The following is a 20,811-nucleotide window of genomic DNA, read 5'->3' as shown; positions in this document are numbered from 1 at the left end:
ACTGGTTGCTAGCATCCACGCAGCCACCCGCGACCGTCGCCAAGGCTGCATCGCCTTCGCAAACGAACGTCGTTCTTCGCTTCTCAACGTCGAGACCTGCAGGGGCCTCCTCCGTCGGATGCTGCGGTGATGCTGATACGTGGGCTTCATTCCTACCTAGACCAGATTTGCTAACGCAAACAATCACTGTCGGTTGTCGCCCGCACCTTCATCCGAAGGTTGGCAAGCGTGCCCTCTCAACCGCTGGGGTGATCACGACGTCGTGAGATCCTGTGCGTTGATTCACTACGTGTACATAACTCTTCGGATGAGACGGTCGCGAGGATTGCAACGACCGCAAGCAAATTGAGCCACACATACGTTTCGACCGGCACCAATCGGAATAACGCGTCAGATCAGCCGAACCCGCAAAGTCAGCGGATCCTACGTGGACACCCGTGCGTCTCATGCATACGTCAATTTGTGTCGTTTAGGACGATGAGGCAATTCACCATGCAAAATAACGCTCCTGAAGATTCTGCGATGTCCAAACGCGACTTTCACTTCTTTCAACTGGAAGATCGAGTTCTTCTCTCCGGTGAAGGTTTGGAAGCAATTGAAGTCGTCGCTCCGGATGCGGAGTTACTTGAATCACTCAACGCCGAATTGGATTCGATCGACGCTGCGCTGAATGACATCGATATCACAAACGTGACGCCTGACGGTGAAGCACGTCGGCCGAAAGACGATCCCGAATTCTTCGATCCAGCCGACGGTCCCATCACAATGGATCCGGCTCGGCCGATCGAAGTCATCTTCATTGACGACGGTGTGCAGGAGAGCGATGCGCTCGTCCAGAACCTTCGCGATCAAAGTGAAGACACGCAGTGGGTCATCGTGCGTCTGGCGAGTGACCAAAGCGGCATCGATCAAATCAGCAGTGCGTTATCGACGTTGCAAGGAGTCGATGCGATTCACTTGGTATCGCACGGTGACGGCGAAGCGATCCAGTTGGGTAGCGATCGATTGAGCATCGACACCGCTCCGTCCTTTGCCGGTGACATTGCGTCCTGGGGACACTCTCTCGACACCGATGCCGACCTGCTGATCTATGGATGTGATTTGGCGAGCACGGTCGAGGGTCAAGACCTGATCGAGATGTTGGCGCTCGTTTGCAATTGCGACGTCGCAGCAAGTGACGATGCGACTGGGCACGAGGAACTCGGTGGCGACTGGATCCTCGAATACACCGTCGGTGATGTGACGACAGATGTTGCATTTGGTTATGCGGCGCAGGCCAGTTGGCACAGCACGCTGGATATCACCAGCGACCTAGTCGTTCATCACGAATACGACACCTCGGGTTCGCTGACGGAAACCGATGCATCGGGAAATGGCAACGACGGCACGTGGGTCAACGACCCGGCGTGGACCAGCGATGCGGCCGTTGGTGAGTATGCGATGGACTTCTCCCAGGACGGATCGGGTGCGAACTCGGTTGTCGAAATCGCAGACGATCCGTCGCTCGATTTCAGCGGCGATTTCACGGTTTCTTTTTGGTACAACGCGGACGCCTTACAAGCCGATTCGACTCGCTTGATCGGATCCCACGACGGCAGCGATGGGTTCTCGATCTACACCAACAGCGACGGCAGTTTGAACCTCTTCCTGCAAGGAAGCACCACGTCGGCGACCAGCTTGGCCACGTCTGGTTTCGTTGCCGACGGCAATTGGCACCATGTCACCGCCACGCGAAGCGGGAATGACCTGCGTCTGTACGTCGACGGGACATCATCGGGCCCCACCACATCCAACGTTGGTGTGGTTGATGTCAGTTCGACGGTCACGATCGGTGGCAGCAGCGTTGCAGGAACCGACTACGAAGGCAAACTCGATGACGTTCGCATCTACACGCGTGCGCTCTCCGACGATGACATCGATACTTTGATTTTGAAAAGTGCTGGTATCCAAGTCGACACGTTTGCGGACACGCTGGACGGCGACACCACCAGCCTGTCTGCGTTGTATGCCGACAAGGGAAGCGATGGTTTCATCTCGCTGCGTGAAGCCATCATCGCGGCGAACAATACCGCCGGTGCTGACACGATTGTCTTGGGTGCAGGAACCTACGTTCTTGACCTCGCGGGACAGTTCGAAAACGCGTCTGCCACGGGCGATTTGGATGTGACGAGTCAGATCACGATCCAGGGCGATGGCCTGGACACGACCATCCTCGATGCGTCGTCACTCGGCGATCGAATTTTCTATCTCGCCAACGCAGGTGATCTAACGATCAGCGACATGACGTTGACTGGGGCTTCGTCCGGTACCGAGGAAGGGGCGGCCGTCTACAACGAGGGCGAATTCACGGCAACCGATGTGGCCTTTACCGACAACACCGTGGCCAATGTTGGTGGCGGAGCGATCTATTCCCGAGGGACGACGACGCTCGATCGCACCGCGTTTATCGGAAACACCAGTGGTGCGAGCGGTGGTGCAATTCACGTTTTCGACGGCACGACAACGATTACTAACTCGACGATCAGTGGAAACCAAGCCGAATTCTACGGCGGTGGGATCTATGCTGAGAATGCGGGCAGCACCGTCACCATCTTGCATTCGACAATTGCCGATAACAATACGTTAGACACAAATGGCTATGGTGGCGGCGTCTACATCACGGCAGCAACCTTCAATGCAGAGGCCTCCATTTTCGCCGACAACACGTCCAATCTTGGTGGGAGTGACGTGCATGGCACGATCGTCAGTGGCGGCTACAACATCGTCGAACACAACAGCGGATTCAGCGGCACCGTCGGAACCGACATTCTGGGCAGTGATCCGGCATTGGCTGCGTTGAGCGTCGACGCATCCTCGGGGCAATCCGTTCACGCGATCAACATCGACAGCATTGCCTACAACGCAGCAACAGGTTCCTCCACAGTGGAGGATCAACGCGGCGTCGCACGTGACGGATCGCCCGACATCGGTGCGTACGAGTATGTCGCGCCGCCCGAATTGTTGGCACATTACAAGTTCGACGCGGGTTCAGGTGCGACCGACAGCAGCGCGAACGGCTTGAATGGTGTTCTACAGGGTGATGCATCGGTCGACACAACGAGTGGAACGAATCAGGTCGGTGACGGAAAACTGACACTTGATGGGACAGGCGACTATGTGGACCTATCCGCGAACGTCGGTAGTTTTGCAAACCTGACCGCGGGCACTATTTCCACATGGGTCAAACTTTCCTCGTCGGACTTCTCAACCATCTTTGACATCAGCGACGGTGCGACAAGCAACTTCGCATCGTTGTGGGTTGAAAACGGGAATTTGATTTGGGCGGTCAATGCGGGCGGTTCTTCGCTCATGCGTGCGACTTCGACCGCGACCATCAACGACGACACCTGGCACCACGTCGCGGTCACCACCGACTCGAGCGGCACGAGCTTGTTCATAGACGGCGTCAAACTAACCGGCGGCGATGTGACCTATTCACAAGGTGACGCGTCAACGACGACGTTCTTCAACGACTTGACTGGTCCATCCTCCGTGAAGCTCGGCGCGTACGACATAGGTTCCGTAGGCGGTGAATTCACTGGTCTGATGGATGATATCCGAGTCTACAACTATGCAGTCAACGAATCGGACATGGCGGAACTGCATGCCTATCGATCCGACACGCCGACGGACCTGTCCACCACTGCCACGAATGCTGGCGGCTTAAACATCAATGACGATGGTGGCAACGATTTGTACCTGCTGGCCGATGACGGGAGCTCCATCCTGGGCGGACTCAGTTCGCTGAGCTATGAGGTTCAGTTCGAGAGCACGGTCGCGGGCGGCGGAGTCCCCTTACTGTCGTATGCAACCGGCTCGAACAGCAACGAAGTCCTCCTCTACATCACGACCACTGGAGACTTGCAACTTACCATTGCTGGCTCCAACGCCTACTCTGACGCAATGGACTATCGGAGTCTTCTCGACGGCCAAACCCATAGCCTCGGGTTTACGTGGGACGGAGGAACAGGCGAATGGGTCTTCTATGTCGATGGTGAGGTGGCCGACAGCCGCGTGCTTGCCGGAGACCCGTTGTTACAACAAGGCTATACCACTGCCAGCGGCGGTGAACTGCTGTTTGGACAAGAGCAAGATTCCGTGGAAGGCACGTTCCAGAGCGACCAAGTGTTCAGCGGAACTTTCTTCAACGCCCGAGTCTTCGATGATGCCCGCACCGAAGCAGAGATGGCCGGCAGCTACCGAACTGAACTTCCCTTTGACGAGTCTGGAATGTTGGCTCAGTGGAATTTCAACGACATCTCGGGCGATGGAGTGGTGACCGAGTCCGTCAGCGGAAACAACCTAACGATCAAACACACCAGCGAATCTGGATTCACTGCCAGCGAAGCAGCACTCACGCTTGCGATCGACGAGAACACGATCAGCGGGAGCGTTGTGGGCAGTGTTTCTGGTCAAGACGCTGAACGTGAAGCAAGAATCGCATCGTTGTTGGCGGCTGACGCAAACTTGCGATATTCGGCAGAGACAGGCAAATTTTATAAACTCACCAATGTGTCGTCCGCTTGGACCACTGCTCAGTCATCGGCGAATTCAAACGTGCTTGGTGGCGTCTCGGGACAACTGTTGACGATCGGTTCCGCGGCTGAGAATGAGCTTGCCACGTTGTTTGCCAACCAACTTGGAGGAGACGTTTGGCTAGGCTACTCGGACCAAGTCGTCGAAGGCGAATTTCAAGAGTACACCGGCACTACTGCAGGAAAAGTCGTCTGGCGTGGGGCCGCATCCGGCTACCGTGTGGACGACGCCTATTCCAATTGGGCACCGGCAGAACCCAATGACGATGGCGGGCAGGACTTCGCAAAACTTTATGTCAACGGGACGTGGGATGACGAGGGCAGTGGAGCGATGGTGCGATCCATTGTGGAATGGAACGCCGATGCGGTTCTCGACGCCACCGATGCGGTGACCTACACGATCCAGTCACAAACCGTCGTCGGTGCCTTCGAGATCGATGCCAGCACCGGCACGATCACGGTCGGCAATGGATCATTGCTGGATTATGAGAGTCAAGCTTCTCATTCCTTGACCGTTCGCGTGACGGATGAGGACAGCAACACCTACGACGAAGTCTTCACAGTTTCGCTCAACGACTTGGTTGAATCCAACAACGCGCCAAGCGATCTGTCCAGCGGTATCGAGTTGAACACGGACGGTGGGAACGATTCCTATCTGCAGCTTGCCGATGGAAGTCCGGTCTTGGGCGGGCTTGGCGAAGTGACTTTTGAAGCATCCTTCCAGGTCGATAGTGCTCCAACCGGGTACATCGCATTGATCGACTATTGGGAAGGCGGGATCGCCAACGAGTTCACTGCGGGGATCAACGCGGACGGAACGCTATTCATCTCGATCGCGGATTCCACGCCAGAATCAACCACACAGTCGTTCGCCGAACTACTCGATGGCGATCAGCACCATTTTGCCGTGTCATGGGATCAAAACAACGGCAACGTGCGGTTTTATGTCGATGGACAGTATGTCGAAACGATCACCAGCCAGGGAACGGGGTATACCCTCTACGACAGCCCAACGGTTGGTTTGATCATCGGACAAGATTCCGACGATGGAGGTGACATATACGCCGCCAATGCATTTCAGGGCACGCTGTATGACGTTCGCATTTGGGACCAAGTCCGTAGCGACGCTGAAATCGAACTGAACTATCAAAACAAGTTCGACAGCGGTAGCTTGCCGACGGGCCTAGTGGCCAATTGGCAGATGGATGGCTTCAACGGTTCCAACGAAGTCGTCGATTTGGTGAGCGGAAACAACCTGAGCGTTGGACATGCGGTTGGAGCTGGTTTTACAGCCAGCACTCCGGTTGAAGATCTTCACGTCGCTGAGAACGCTACTAGCGGATCGACGGTCGGCTTCGTATTACCGAGCGCCCCGGAGGTTGCCGAAGACATTGCCAGCGATGGTTTATTCAACGAAGCGACTCCGTCCACCACCCAGTATGGTGTGACCGGGACCTTTGGTGACTGGACGGTCACGGAAGCCTCCATCGACCTGTTTGCGACCAGCGATTGGGAGTCTCCGTTGGGCGGTCGCGTTGTCAACTTGGACGGCTCTGCGCCGGGAGCGATTGAGCAAAATCTGACGACGGTTGCGGGGCGGCAGTACCAAGTCGTCTTTGCGCTTACTGGCGATTTTAGCGGCGGAGACACCGTCAAGAACCTTCGCGTGAGTGCGAGTGGTACGAGTGCCGATTTCCAAGCGACTCAGGAGAGCAATTGGTCATGGGGTGAAACCGGGGCGTTTGAGCAGCGTAGCTTCACCTTCACAGCGGACGACGCGACTTCGGTGCTCCAGTTCCGATCGCTCGAAGGTCCGACCAGCACCTATGGTCCATACATCGCCGACGTTCAAGTCATCGAAATCCCCGCTGCTGTGACGACGATTTTGAACGATGACCCGACGTTGTCCTACGACGCGGCAACGGGCAAGTTTTACAAACTTGTCACAAACGCAGTGGACGTGACCACTGCCATGTCGAGCGCTTCCAGCGACTTGATCAACGGGGTCGGCGGTCAATTGGTAACGATCCGTTCGTCCTACGAGAACGAACTGGTTCAGGACATCGTTTCCAGAGCGGGATCGGAGTTCTACATTGGAGGCACCGACGCGACGAGCGAAGGCAGCTGGAATTGGATCGAAGACGGGGTGGAGGCGGACAACTTCTGGGTTGGTGATGAATTGGGTGCAGCACCTGCCGGCGCTTACGCCAATTTTAATTCAATTGAGCCCAATGACTTTGGAGGGAACGAAGACTACCTAGCTATCTACGGATCGACCGGCGAGTGGCTTGACCTCTCCGGTGCAGACAACCGCGGCTACATCATTGAATGGAACGCCAGCGAAGTTTTATCGAACTTCACCTTCAGCCTGAGCGACGATGCGGGCGGGCGGTTCGCGATCGATTCAAACACCGGCGAAATCACGGTGGTCGATGGTTCGCTATTGAACCACGAAGCCAGCGATTCTCACTCCATTGATGTCACCGTCAGCGATGCCGCAGGCAATTCGTACAACGAAACGATGACCGTTGCGGTCGATGATGTCAGCGAAGCACCCACGGATCTGTCCGTCGGTGTTGCGTTGAACTCAGACGGTGGAAACGACGCCTACTTGGTCGACAATTCCAGTGGCGTTCCCTACTGGGATGGACTGACGGGGATCACGATGGAATTTGCGATCTCGGATCTGCAAACTCCTGCCGACATGGCAACACTCTATTCACGACAGTCGGGTGGATCAGGATCGTATCTCGCAATCCACGCGGATGGGACGCTCGATTGGACCGGATATGAATCGACCGGAACCTACAGTCAACTTTTTGACGGCGATTTGCACACGGTTGCATTCTCTTGGGACACACCCGGTGGAGAATTGCGATTTTACGTCGATGGTGTGTTCGCCGAATCCATTGTCACGGGGACTCAGGCAAACACCAATGGTGGCGGCGCGTTCGTGCTGGGACAAGACCAAGACGGCGGCGCAGAGTCTGGATTCGATTCCACGCAGCATTTCTCGGGCACCTTCCATGACGTTCGTGTTTGGGACCACGTTCGTGCCGATTCAGACATCGCCGAGCACGACAATTACAAACTCGATTTCACGTCTGCCGAAGCCGCCTCAGCGGGATTGCTGGCCAACTGGCAATTCGACGGTTTTGTCTCCGGTGAAATCGTTGACATTGCCAACGGCTACGTATTGACGGTCGGTCAAGCGACCGGCACCGGATACGTGGCCGGTGCCGCGCGAGACACGTTGGCAGTCGATGAAATGGCATCCAACGGCACGCAAGTCGGATTCGCAGTTGCCCATGATGCCGATGCGAACGACACCTTCAACTACACCCTGCTCGACACAGCAGGAGGTCGATTTGCAATCGATCTTAGCACGGGCGAGATCACCGTCGCCGACGGTTCACTGCTCGACTTTGAAACGACCACATCGCATGACGTGACCGTACAAGTGATGGATTCCTCGGGAAGCACCTACAACGAGACCATCGCGATCACAGTCAACGACGTGAATGATGCGCCGGTGATGACGGCTTCATCGCCCACCTATCCCGCCACCGAAGATGGAGCTCCTTTCACCGCTTCAGTCGCAGCGTTCTTGGGCAGTACCGTTACCGATGCCGACGCCGGTGCAGTGGAAGGTGCCGCGATCTTTGGATCCGCGGGTTCAGGCGGAACTTTGGAATACAGCATCAATGGTGGATCCAGCTGGACCACGATTCCAACCGTTGATTCGACATCTGCGTTGCTGTTGAGAGAGAACGACCTGATTCGCTTCACACCGGATACAGAGAATGGCGGCACCCTGACGCTGGACTACCACGCCTGGGACCAAACGTCTGGTACCGCGGGCGGAACAGCGGATGTAACGACGCGCGGCGGTTCGACCGCATTCAGTACAGCAGACAACACCGTCACGGTGACCGTCGCGGATGTCAACGACGAACAAGTCATCAGCACCAACAACGGAGCAACGTTCAACGAAGGCTCAGCGGGAAACACCATCACTTCGTCGATGCTGGAGACCACCGATGTCGACAACACCGCTGGCGAATTGACTTACACCGTGACGGCAAACCCCAGTTACGGCCAATTGAAATTGGACGGACTGGTCACCACCTCGTTCACGCAATCGGAAATTGACGCCGGACGCATCACATACGATCACGACGACAGCGAGAACCTGGCAGACAGCTTTTCATTCAGCGTGGATGATGGCGCTGGCTCGGCGTCGACCGGTTCGTTCAGTATCACGCTGAACCCGATCAACGACAACATTGTTGCGATCACCAGCAATGGTGGTGGCGCAACGGCCAGCGTCAACGTGAACGAAACCGTGTCTTTCGTGACCCAGGTCACCGTCAGTGATGCCGACATGCCGGGTGACACGATGACGTATTCGATCATCGGCGGAACGGACCAAAATGATTTCGCGATCGACGCTTCAGGAAATCTGACGTTTGTCAGTTCGCCCGACTTTGAAAGTCCCGACGACAGCGATCTGGACAACGTGTACGAAGTCACGGTCCAAGTCAGCGACGGCGTTTACACGGACAGCCAGACGATCACCGTCACTGTCCAGGATGTGCAAAGCACTCTCCTGAACGTCACCACGACTTCGGATGTCGACGACACGGGGCTGGGTGCAACCTACACGATCGAAGAACTGTACGCGGTCGGTGGTGGCACCGACGGCGAGGTATCGCTTCGCGAAGCAATCACGGCGGCCAATGGAACGCTCGGCCAAGACACCATCAACTTTTCGATTTTGAACTCCGACGCGGGCTACACCGGCACTGACGGGGTCGACGCACACTGGCAAATTTCACTGACCGCGGCGCTGCCGACCATCACCGAATCCGTCATCCTGGATGGGACCAGTCAAACATCCTTCGGCGGCGATACCAACCCGGGCACGCTGGGCGTTGTCACCGAAGTTGGTGTCAATGACACGGCGATTGCAGGAGTCGAACGGCCCGAGATCGAGATCATCGGCGACTCAACGCTCGACAACGGACTATTGATCAGCGCTGACAACGTCACGGTGACCGGCTTTGCAATGTACGGATTCAGCAAAGGTGGTGCGGCGGCGATCGAAATCACCGATGCGGTTATCAACACCTCTGTCACAGGCAACATTTTCGGATCCGGCGCCACCGGAATTTCTGATCCTGGCCTTGCACTTAACAACACCAGCGGCGTTATCGCGGATGGTGCGGACAACGGAAACATTGCTGGCAACATTTTTGCCTTCTCAAAATCAAAAGGCATTCAGGCTCTCAACGCGGCCGATGGCTGGTCCATCACCGGAAACCAGTTCATCGACATCGGCCTCAACGCCAGCAACGGCGATGCGATCGGAATCAACGCGTCGAGCGGTATCACGATCGACGGCAACTACCTCAGCGGCACATCAACGCAAGCTCTCTACACGGGATCTGGCACCAACAACATCACTTTCTCAAACAATACAGTCGTCAACAACGGAGTCGGTCCGACCTCAGGGACGCACATTCAATACGATGCGATCGCACTCCGCGGCGGTTCTTACGACGTCACGATTGCTCACAATATCATTGCCAACAACTATGGTGCAGGCATCGCCGTCAATGACGGTGCCTATGGTATTGAGATCACTGAAAACTCGATCTACGGCAACGGAACCGTGCTCTCTCGGCAGGGAGATGCGGCGAGCGGAATCATTGGAATCGACCTACAAAACTCCAGCGATAACACCTCGTTCGGAACCGCTCCGTACTACACGGCCAACGACGCCGGAGACTCCGACACAGGTGGCAACTCACTGCAGAACTTCCCGGTCATCGACTCGGCCAGCACCGACGGAACTCAGTTAGCGGTTTCTGGCTCATTCAATAGTTTGGCAGCTCGCACGTATCGGCTTGAGTTCTTTCTGACCGACGAATACGCCAGCGGTCATGGGCAAGGGGAAACCTATTTGGGATCAATCGACGTCACGACCGACGGCTCTGGAAACGCAACCTTTGACACCAACTTTGTTGCTGCCCTGCCATCGGGAACGCTCGTTACGGCCACTGCAACCGACTTAACGACCAATGAAACGTCAGAGTTTTCGCAACAATTCGCGGTCAACGACACGCCACATATCCTAGGCAGTAATCTCGTCACCAACGGCGAATTCACCTCAGACGCCAGTGGTTGGAATGTCAGCGGGAACCTGGATCATGACAGCGGCCAAATGCGATTCGGCCAAATCGGAGGTGCTCCCGGCGTTCTATCGCAAACTCTGACGACCGAAGTCGGCAAGGAGTACTTCGTTACATTCCGGTACGGCGACGGTAGCGGAACCCAGTCGCAGTCCATCCAGCTTGACGTCAATGGTAGTGCCCTTCTTCTGGACGAAGCGATCACCAGTGATGTGGCGAGCACTTTGTTGCAGCCGTACTCCTACAGCTTTGTCGCTGATTCGACCAGCACAACGCTGACATTCACCGACACGTCGGCCGACCATTCTGGTGTTCGCGGTTATCTCGATGACGTTGAAGTGAGAGCAGCGTCCGCCCCAGCCTGGGCCGATTTGGACTACACCGAAAACGATTCCGCGACCGTCGTGTTTCCCGATGTGAACCTGGCAGATGTCGATGACACGCACCTGGAGTCCGCCGTCGTTCGCATCAACGCCAATTACGTCTCGTCCGAAGACGTTTTGGCGGCGGTCGATCAATTCGGGATCATATCCAGTTGGAACTCTGGAACCGGAGAACTGACGTTGTCCGGTACCGCCACGGTAGAACAGTACGAAACGGTTCTGGCGTCGCTCACCTACGAAAACAGTGACAGCAGCCCCAACACAGCGACGCGGACGATTGAAGTGATCGTCAACGATGGGCAAGGCGATTCGAATACTCTATCGCGAGACGTCACCGTCGAGTCGGTCAATGATCATCCCTACAACAGTGGATCACTACCAGCCAGCATCACTGTCACCGAAGACGTTGCGTCCAACGTGGACTTGTCGTCCGTCGATCTCCGCGACGTGGATGGCAGTGGCGGGCAAGATCTAAGCATCAAACTGTCGACCTCCACCGGCGGTAGCTTGTACGCCACGACGACAGCCGGTGTGACCGTTGTTGGTGATGGAACGTCGACGCTGACGTTGACTGGGACGCGGGGAGACTTGAATTCGTTTCTAGACAACGCCACGTCAGTCACCTACCAACATGCCACGCCAAACCTGAATGGTGTCGCAGCAGATTCAATCCAGGTCGCTGCGAATGACAACGGCAACACCGGGACCGGTGGTGGCACGGATCAAGTCTTTGGAGATGTCTCGGTCGACATCACCGCCGTCAATGATGCTCCAACGATCTCATCGGGTTTCGATACGATGGTCGGCGAGTTCGGCGGCAACACCAGCACCTCGGTGATTGGTAAAGCGACACTCGAATCGAGCAATATGATCGCAGTCGATTCCGACCAGAGCTACGAATTGTCCGTGACAGCGTGGTCCGGCGACGGCGCAAGCGGGAACTACGACGCGGGCGAAACCCACTACCTTGGCTTCTTCAGCTACGACATCGATGGCAACCAGATCACATCCCAACACACCGGCCACTATGCCGGAGCCGCCGACACCACACTCGCCGTCGACCTCGTCGCGGGTGCAACCGAAATCGTGCTAACCGACGCCACCGGCTGGTACGAGGGCAGCAGCCAAAACAACCGCTCATTCGGTTGGTACGGCTACACCAACAGTCTTGGCGAAACCTACGCCGACTACACCTACACCCGCAACGTTGAATCAAATTTGTGGGACGCAGACGCGATCGATCATGCAACCGGTGTGATCACACTGCGGACCGCATGGGCAGGCCCCACGATTTTGGCCGGTGAAGCCGTACGCAATGTTTCGCCAACTGGCGGAACGTACCAATACCCGTTGTTATCCAGCGGATCGATCGACGAGACCGGCGGCGACTATTCCATTTCGATTGGCGGTGCCACCGATACCGGTTCCACCAGTCAAACGCAGTTCCGTCATGGCACCGCCTACATTGCGCCTCTGGTCTTGGCCAACTACACCGGAACCAGCAACCAGTTGAACATCAGCGATTTCACCGTCGCTACCCAGCAAGGGACAACGGTGTTCACTGAGGACGCGGGTCCGATCGCAATCATCGACGACGACTTTACCATCACCGACGTCGACGACACGCACGCGGAATCCTTCACTGTCACCCTGACCAACGGCAAAATCGGTGACATCCTGAACGTCAACGAAGGTGCCATCAATGCGCTCGGAATTTCAGTGTCAGGAATCCCCAGCGGCAATCTGACGGTCGACGGTTCCATCACGTTGACATTAACCAGTGACACGCCCGATAGTGTGACGTTTGCCGACTACCAGGCTGCACTGAACGAGATCACGTTCGACAACAACAGCCACGATCCCGATACAACCGACCGAACGATGACGTTTGTTGTTAACGACGGCGACGTCGATTCAGCGACAGAGAACTTGGTTATCAAAGTCCACGAGGTCGACGACGCCCCAGTCGTTTCCACCACCGCCAACAATCCGACGTTCACCGAAGGCGGCTCATCGGTCAGTGTTTTCTCGGGAACCACCATCGACGCCGTTGAGCTTGGCGACACCATCGGATCGTTCGAAATTTCGATCGACGGAGTCACGGATGGGGCACACGAGCAATACCGCATCAACAGCGAATACATTGCCCTTGTTGACGGGAACGAAGGCATCACCGACACGTCCGGGTTCACCTACAGCGTCAGCGTCAACGCTGGCGTGGCCACCCTGACGATTTCACGTGATTTTGGGATCGGATCAGCCACTGCCGCGGCCTTGATCAACAACAGCGGCTATCAAAACACCAGCGAAACCCCGACGGGAACGACCCGCACGGTGACCCTGGAATCGGTCACCGAGTTTGAACAAGACGGAGTCAACGACACGACAGTTGTTGGCACGCAATCGGTCATCACGATCGCCGGTGTCAACGATGCCCCCGAGTTCGTCGGACCAGAATTAATCAGCAACGGCACCTTCGATACCGACCTGAGCGGTTGGTCGACCGTCGGTTCAACGGCCTACTCCAGTGGAGAGATGAACTTCGGCGGCGGCAACGCAGTGGGGCCGCACTCGGCCTCGCAAACGATTGCAACGGAATCCGGCCAGACTTATCGGTTGACGTTCGATTACCGCGACGGATCGGATCTGAAAAATCAATCTCTGCAAGTCACTGTCGACGGGGACAGCAATCTGCTGACGACTTCACACATCGTCACCGACATCGATGGCACCAGCTTTGTTCGGTACGAGTACACGTTCATCGCGGATTCGGCCCCATCGACGATCACTTTCACCGACACTTCAGACACCGCCGGGCTATCTGACGACACCAACAACGTCGACGGTCGTATCGACAACATTTCGGTTCAACAAATCAACGGACACGTCGGAACAGCCTCTTTCACCGAAGGCGGTTCCGCTTTCGTGCTCGACGGCGACCTGTCATTGTTTGATGCCGAAATCGACGCCGGGCTGGACGACTACAACAACACGGAATTGCGACTTTCGCGAGACGGCGGCACCAGCGGAGACGACGTGTTCGGCGCCAGCGGAAACCTTTCCGCATTGACCCAAAGCGGCAGCCTTGTACTCAATGGCGAAACGATCGGCACCGTCGACCAAAACTCCGGCGGACAACTGACGTTGCGTTTCAACACCAATCTGGACGCAGACAAACTCAACGAAGTCCTGCAGTCGATCACGTACCAAAACACCAGCGAGGCACCGCCGACGACCGTCCAGTTGAACTGGGAGTTCGATGACGGCAACGTCGGAACTCAACAGGGTACCGGTGGCGAACAGACCGCAACGGCTCACACGATCGTTAACATCACCGGCATCAACGACGCCCCGGTGCTCGACTACAACTATTCGACGACCTTCGACACGATCACCGAAGACGACATCAACAATGCCGGACAAACCGTTGCCGACATTCTCGCTTCGTCGGGACAAGACATCTTGACGGACGTCGATGGAGATCCCGAAGGCATCGCAATCGTTGTTTCCAACCCTGGAAACGGGACATGGGAATACTCCACCGATGGCGGCACCATCTGGGCCGACGTCGGCACCGTCAACAATGGCCAAGCCCTGTTGCTGGAATCAACCGACCTCGTTCGTTTCAACCCCAACGGTGAAAACGGAACGCTCGCCAACTTCGGATTCCGTGGCTGGGATCAAACGGCCGGAACCGCTGGGACGTACCACAACATCAGCTCGACCGGCGGCGATTCCGCATTCAGCAGCAACACCGAATCGGCACAAATCACGGTCACGGATGTCAACGATGCCCCCACGGTTACCAGCCCCGCCACCGCGACCGTCAACGAAGGCGGTTCGCTGTCATTCGACATCTCGGGTGCGGGCATTCTCGATACCGACGACGTCGACGGTGACAACCTGACCGTCACGGTGACCGCCGACCACGCCGCGATCGCTCTCTCGCAAACCACCGGGCTGACCATCATCGATGGCGATGGCAGCGACGGAACGCTGCAGTTCAGCGGCAGCACCGCCGACATCGACGCGGCGTTGTACGGTTTGGGCTACGACTCCCAAGCCGGCTACAACGGCAGTGCATCGCTGGTTGTCTTGGTCGACGACGGGTCACTGACCGATTCGACCACCGTCGCGATCACAGTCAATCCCGGCCAAACCGTTTTCGTCTGGGACGGCGGCGGAGCGACCAATGACTGGACCGATGCAGACAACTGGAATCACGACTTGGTTCCCGAAGCGGATGACATCGTCGTGTTCGACGCAACCAGCACCAAGGATTCCGACATTGACTCGGCGTTCGCCGGCAGCGTCAGCGAGATCCAGGTCAGTGCGGGCTACACCGGCACGCTCACGCAAGAACGCGACTTCCAAACGACTGGTAACTTCGTGCAATCAGACGGAACATTCCGCACCGCAGGCCACTTGCTGGACATGGATGGCGATTTGACTCGCACCGGCGGAACCATGAACTGGGGCTCGAGCCGTGTTGAGCTGGCGGGCGACTTTGACAGCACGCCTTCCATGGGAGTTGGCACATCCACGCTTGTATTCGATGGCAGTGGCGATCAAACCTACACGCGTTCCGGCAACATCTACTCAATCGACATTGACAAGTCCAGCGGAACACTCACCTTCGCCTCCAACCTAGACTTGTTCGGCGACTTCACCCACACGTCCGGCACAGTCGATTTTAGCGGCAACCGAGTCGGCTTGAACGGAACCACCAACCAGACCATTGATGCCGATGGACTGACGATCGACGATTTCCGCGTCAACAACACCAACGGCACGATCACCGTAGTTGGTGGTTTGAACGTCGATGGCGATTTGACACTCACCGATGTTGACTCCATCGACGGAGCCGCCATCAACGTGGCGGGCAACGTGCTGACGACCGACGACGATTGGGATGGAACCAGCCTGATCATTCTGGACGGCACCAACGATCAGCAAATCTCCACCGACGGCGGAACCGGTGAACTTGGCAACTTGGAAATCAATAAAGCCTCTGGCACAGTTCAACTGCTCGACGACATCGAACTCGGCGGCGACTTCACCTACACATCCGGCGGATGGGACACCAATGGACAAACCGTTGAATTCCAAGGTCACAACACCACGATCGATTCAGGTTCGGCAACGTTCGACAATGTGATCCTGAACAGCACGGTCGCAGGAACTCGCGTGATCGTCGGAACACTGGACGTCGACGGCGACTTCACGTTCACCAACGCTGGCACGCTGAACGGCGGCCAAATCAACGTTTCAGGCGACATCACCTACAGCGATGACAGCTACAGCGGCACGACGATGATCATCGCCGATGGCACCGGCAACCAAACGGTCACGGCAACCAATGCGAATGCCAAAGCCGAGCACCTGACGATCAACAAAGGGTCAGGCACGCTGACCTTCGGCACCGACCTGACCATCAATGGCACATTGAACCATGTCGCCGGCAGCGTCGCGGATCTGACCCACACGATCACGTTCGGCAACAACTCCGGAACCATCGCCGCGTCCGCGATCAACTTCGACGATGTCATCTTTGATTCTAACTTCAGCAAAAACATTTCCGGCGTTCTGAACGTCGGTGGCGATTTGACGATCACCAGCGTCAACGCGTTGAACGTTGGCGAAATTCGTGTCGCTGGCAACATCACGTCGTCCGACACCAGCGTCGGCGGCGACGCTGTATTGACACTCAACGGCACCGGCACCCAAACGATCTCAGGTGAGGATCTCTCCGATGGCAAACTGAACATCGACAAGACGTCTGGCACCGCGATCTTGGCCGATGACTTGGTGCTCAACGGAAGCTCGCAAGGCCTGAACGTGATCTCGGGAACGTTGGACCTAAACGGTCACACGATCAACGCGACTGGCGAAGTCGTGGTCAACGACTCGGTGTTGACCGGGGCTGGCACCATCACAAACGACCTGACTGTGGAAGATGACGCAATCATTCGTTTGTCGGCATCTTCGACCAGCGTCTACGAATCGATCGCGGTCGGCGGAACCTTCACGCTCGGCCTCGGCGCGCAGTTGGAACTCGACCTCACCGGCATGACCGCCGGCGGCTACCTGCAAGACATCTTCACGGCCACCACGCTGGCGGGAACGTTTGACTCCATCACGTTGGTCAACGACTCGGTCGGCTTCACCGTCTACGACGAATACGACTCACCATCCGGTGCCGTCGATATTTTCCTGAACAGCAATCCGACTGGCGGTATCAGCGACGTCACGGTTGACGAAGACGCCCCCGACACCGTGATTGACTTGGACGCGGCCTTCAGCGATCTGGAACACGCCGACAACGAGTTGACCTACAGTCTGATCGGCTACAGCAGCTCCGAGTTCCTGGATTCGGCGAACGTCGACAACGGCGCCGGCACGTTGACGCTGGACTACGCCGCCAACCAACACGGCACGACGACGATCACCGTCCGAGCCACCGATGCTCGCGGGGAATCCACTGACGTGACCTTCAACGTCACTGTCAATTCGATCGAAGACGCCCCGATCATCAGCGGCGGCCCCGCCACGTCATCACTGACTGAAACCGACAGCGGCCTAACCGACTCCGGCACGTTCACCGTCAGCGATGCGGACGTCGCCGACGAGGTGACCGCCGCCGTCGACAGCGTTGCCGTCTCAGGAATCGGAGCATCGAGCGTTCCCGGATCGCTTAACAACGCGACCCTGCAAAGCTTCCTGTCCGTCTCACCAACCGCGATCCTCGACGGAACCGAGAACAGCGACACGCTGACATGGGACTTCAACAGTGGCACCGAAGCATTCGACTTCCTCGCCAACGGCGAAACGCTGGTCCTGACCTACACCATCAGCGCCACCGACGATTCCGGATCAACGCTCTCCGACACTGAAACCGTCACGGTCACCATCACAGGAACCAACGACGGACCGATTGCCTTGGTTGATAGCGGCACCGCAACCGAGTCGGGTGGAATCGCCAACGCTACAGTTGGCAGCGATGCCACCGGCAACGTCTTGGACAATGACACCGATGCGGACGTGACTGACTCGCTGACGGTTGTCGGTGTCGCCGCGGGTTCGCAAGGTTCGGCATCGGGTTCCGTCGCCAGCAATGTGGTTGGTTCGTTCGGAACCATCCAAATCGCTAGCAACGGGTCGTACACCTTTGTTGTCGATGAAAACAACGCGTCCGTGCAAGCACTTCGAACGACAGGCGACACACTTCAGGATGTCTTCACCTACACGATCGAAGATTCAAACGGAGCGAACAGCACCGCCGAAATCACGATCACCATTCAGGGTGCCAATGACAATCCTCATGATTTGGCAACCACTGGCCTGACCGTCGTGGAAACCGCCAACAACGGAACGTCCGTCGGCACGATCACTCACAGCGACATAGATTCCGGCGACACAGCGACGTTCACCTTGACTGACGACGCGAACGGACGATTCGTGATCGATTCCAGCTCCGGTGAAGTCACCGTTGCGGACACATCCCAACTGGATAATGAAACCGACACCACCCACAACATCACCGTCCGAGTGACGGACACCGCAGGTGCCACCTACGACGAAAACTTTGCCGTGACAATCACGGATGCCAACGAGCATGCCGTCAGCACCCCAACCGATAGCGACGCAGCGGCCAACGAGGTCGATGAGAACGTCGGGACTGGAACTTCCGTTGGACTCACCGCCGATGCGTTTGACTTGGACTCGACCAACAACACGATCACGTACAGCCTGACCAGCAATCCAGACAACTTGTTCCAGATCGATCTCAACACGGGCGAAGTCACCACTGCGGCGGCAATCGATCGCGAGACTCACGGTGACAGCCGAACCATCGAGATTCAGGCCTCCAGTTCCGATGGGTCCGTCGCGACGCAAACGTTCGACATCGCGATCAATGACTTGGATGAGTTCAATGTCACGGTTCCCACCGACAGCGACGCGAATGTGAACGAAGTCGATGAGAACGTAGCGGTTGGAACCAGCGTCGGTGTCACAGCCACTGCGTTCGATCTGGATGCGACCAATAACACAATCACGTATAGCCTGACCGCCAATCCCGGCAACTTGTTTCAAATTGATTCCAGCACCGGCGAAGTCACCGTGGCGGGCTCCGTCGATCGGGAATCATCCGCCAGCTACGACATCACCGTCACCGCCACATCCGACGATACTTCCACCGCATCTCAGTCCTTCACGATCAACATCAACGATGTCAACGAGTTCGTGGTGGTCGCCAATGGTGATGTGGATGCAAACGCCAACCAGGTCAACGAGAACTCTGCCGCGGGCGTTTCCGTGGGCGTCACCGTTTTGGCAACCGACTTTGACGCAACCAACAGCGACGTCCAGTACGCCATGTTCGACGACGCGGGCGGACGCTTCGATGTCGACCTGAACTCCGGAGTCGTCACCGTTGCGGCGGGAGCGTCGCTGGACTTCGAAGCAAATTCCTCTCATGACGTCATTGTGCGGGGAACATCCGATGACGGGACCTTCGTCGATCAAACCTTCACGATCCAAGTGGCCGACATCAACGAAGCCCCCGTCGCACTGGACGACGGTGTGTACACCGTGGTGGTCGGCCAAGACACATTGTTGAATTCACCTCACTTGCTTGCGAACGACGTCGACGTGGACTCCGATCCACTTCGCATTGTCATTGTGGCTCACCCAGCCAATGGCACGCTGCAAGTCGACTTGGACGGCAACGTGACTTACACGCCAAACTCAGGCTACTTCGGCGATGATTCGTTCAGCTATCAAGCTGACGATGGTTTGCTGACCAGCAACATCGCAACGGTCACAATCGATGTCCTGGGTGGCTCCACAGGCGGCTCTGGCGGAAGCTCAGGCGGCGACGGTGGAGGAGACTCCGGCGGCGATTCAGGCGGATCGACCGGCAGCGGGGACGGTGGCGACGAAGGATCCGACAGTAGCGATGCACCCACCGACTCGACCGGCGACGGCGATGCGGATGGCCCCGCCACCACCGTTGGTCCTGGCGGTTCATCAGGCACAGCAGGTAACGAATCAACGCAATCCGGCCGAGGCAACCAAAACGCAAACCAAGGCGATGGAAGCGGATCGGAATCGGGTGAGGACAGCTCCGGTGGAGGCACCGACGCTCGTGGGCAAGGCATTCGTGCAAGCGTCAGTCAAACCAGTCGCGGCGCTCAACGCATTGGTTTTGGCGACACATCCTTCTTGTACGAGATTCTCGACAGCGGCGACGGATTGCTCAACGACCTCGCTGGCGAATCCGCGCTCAACACACTGCTCACTTGGCACTTGTCCGACAGCGGCACGGTCCAAATCAACGAGTCATTCGACAACGAAGAAATCGACGTCGGCGCTGTTGGCACCACATTGGGGCTGGCCTCGATTGGATATGTGCTTTGGGCACTCAGAGGCGGGATGTTCATCGCGACGATGTATGCGGGCATCCCCAGTTGGCGAATGTTGGACCCCGCATCGCTGCTCTCTGCCTATAGAGGAGCGGACGGAATGGCCCAGGACAAAGTGGAAGAAATGCTCGACTAGCACCACCGGACAACTCGCTACAAACCGAACAGCCGCATCAGGCAGCGAAACCGTTCGTAGCGACACAACTTTTCAGCGTCAACTCAGATGTACACCTCC

The 20,811-nt window shown here is 56.9% G+C and carries 1 protein-coding gene; it reads left to right on the top strand.

Translation table 11 applies throughout. The features are described from left to right. Positions 1–522: 522 nt before the first annotated feature. Complete coding sequence (locus tag CEE69_RS03665) at positions 523–20,712, top strand: LamG-like jellyroll fold domain-containing protein (protein ID WP_233214590.1); 20,190 nt, start codon at positions 523–525, stop codon at positions 20,710–20,712. The last annotated feature ends 99 nt before the right edge of the window (positions 20,713–20,811 follow it).

The organism is Rhodopirellula bahusiensis (genome assembly GCF_002727185.1).
GTDB lineage: Bacteria > Planctomycetota > Planctomycetia > Pirellulales > Pirellulaceae > Rhodopirellula > Rhodopirellula bahusiensis.
The sequence above is the reverse complement of the archived record's forward strand: the minus strand, read 5'-3'. Positions and strand labels throughout refer to the sequence as shown.

Bases quoted from the DNA above. Each gene is read 5' to 3' on its own strand.
- CEE69_RS03665 (WP_233214590.1), top strand. From the start codon at position 523: ATGTCCAAACGCGACTTTCACTTCTTTCAACTGGAAGATCGAGTTCTT.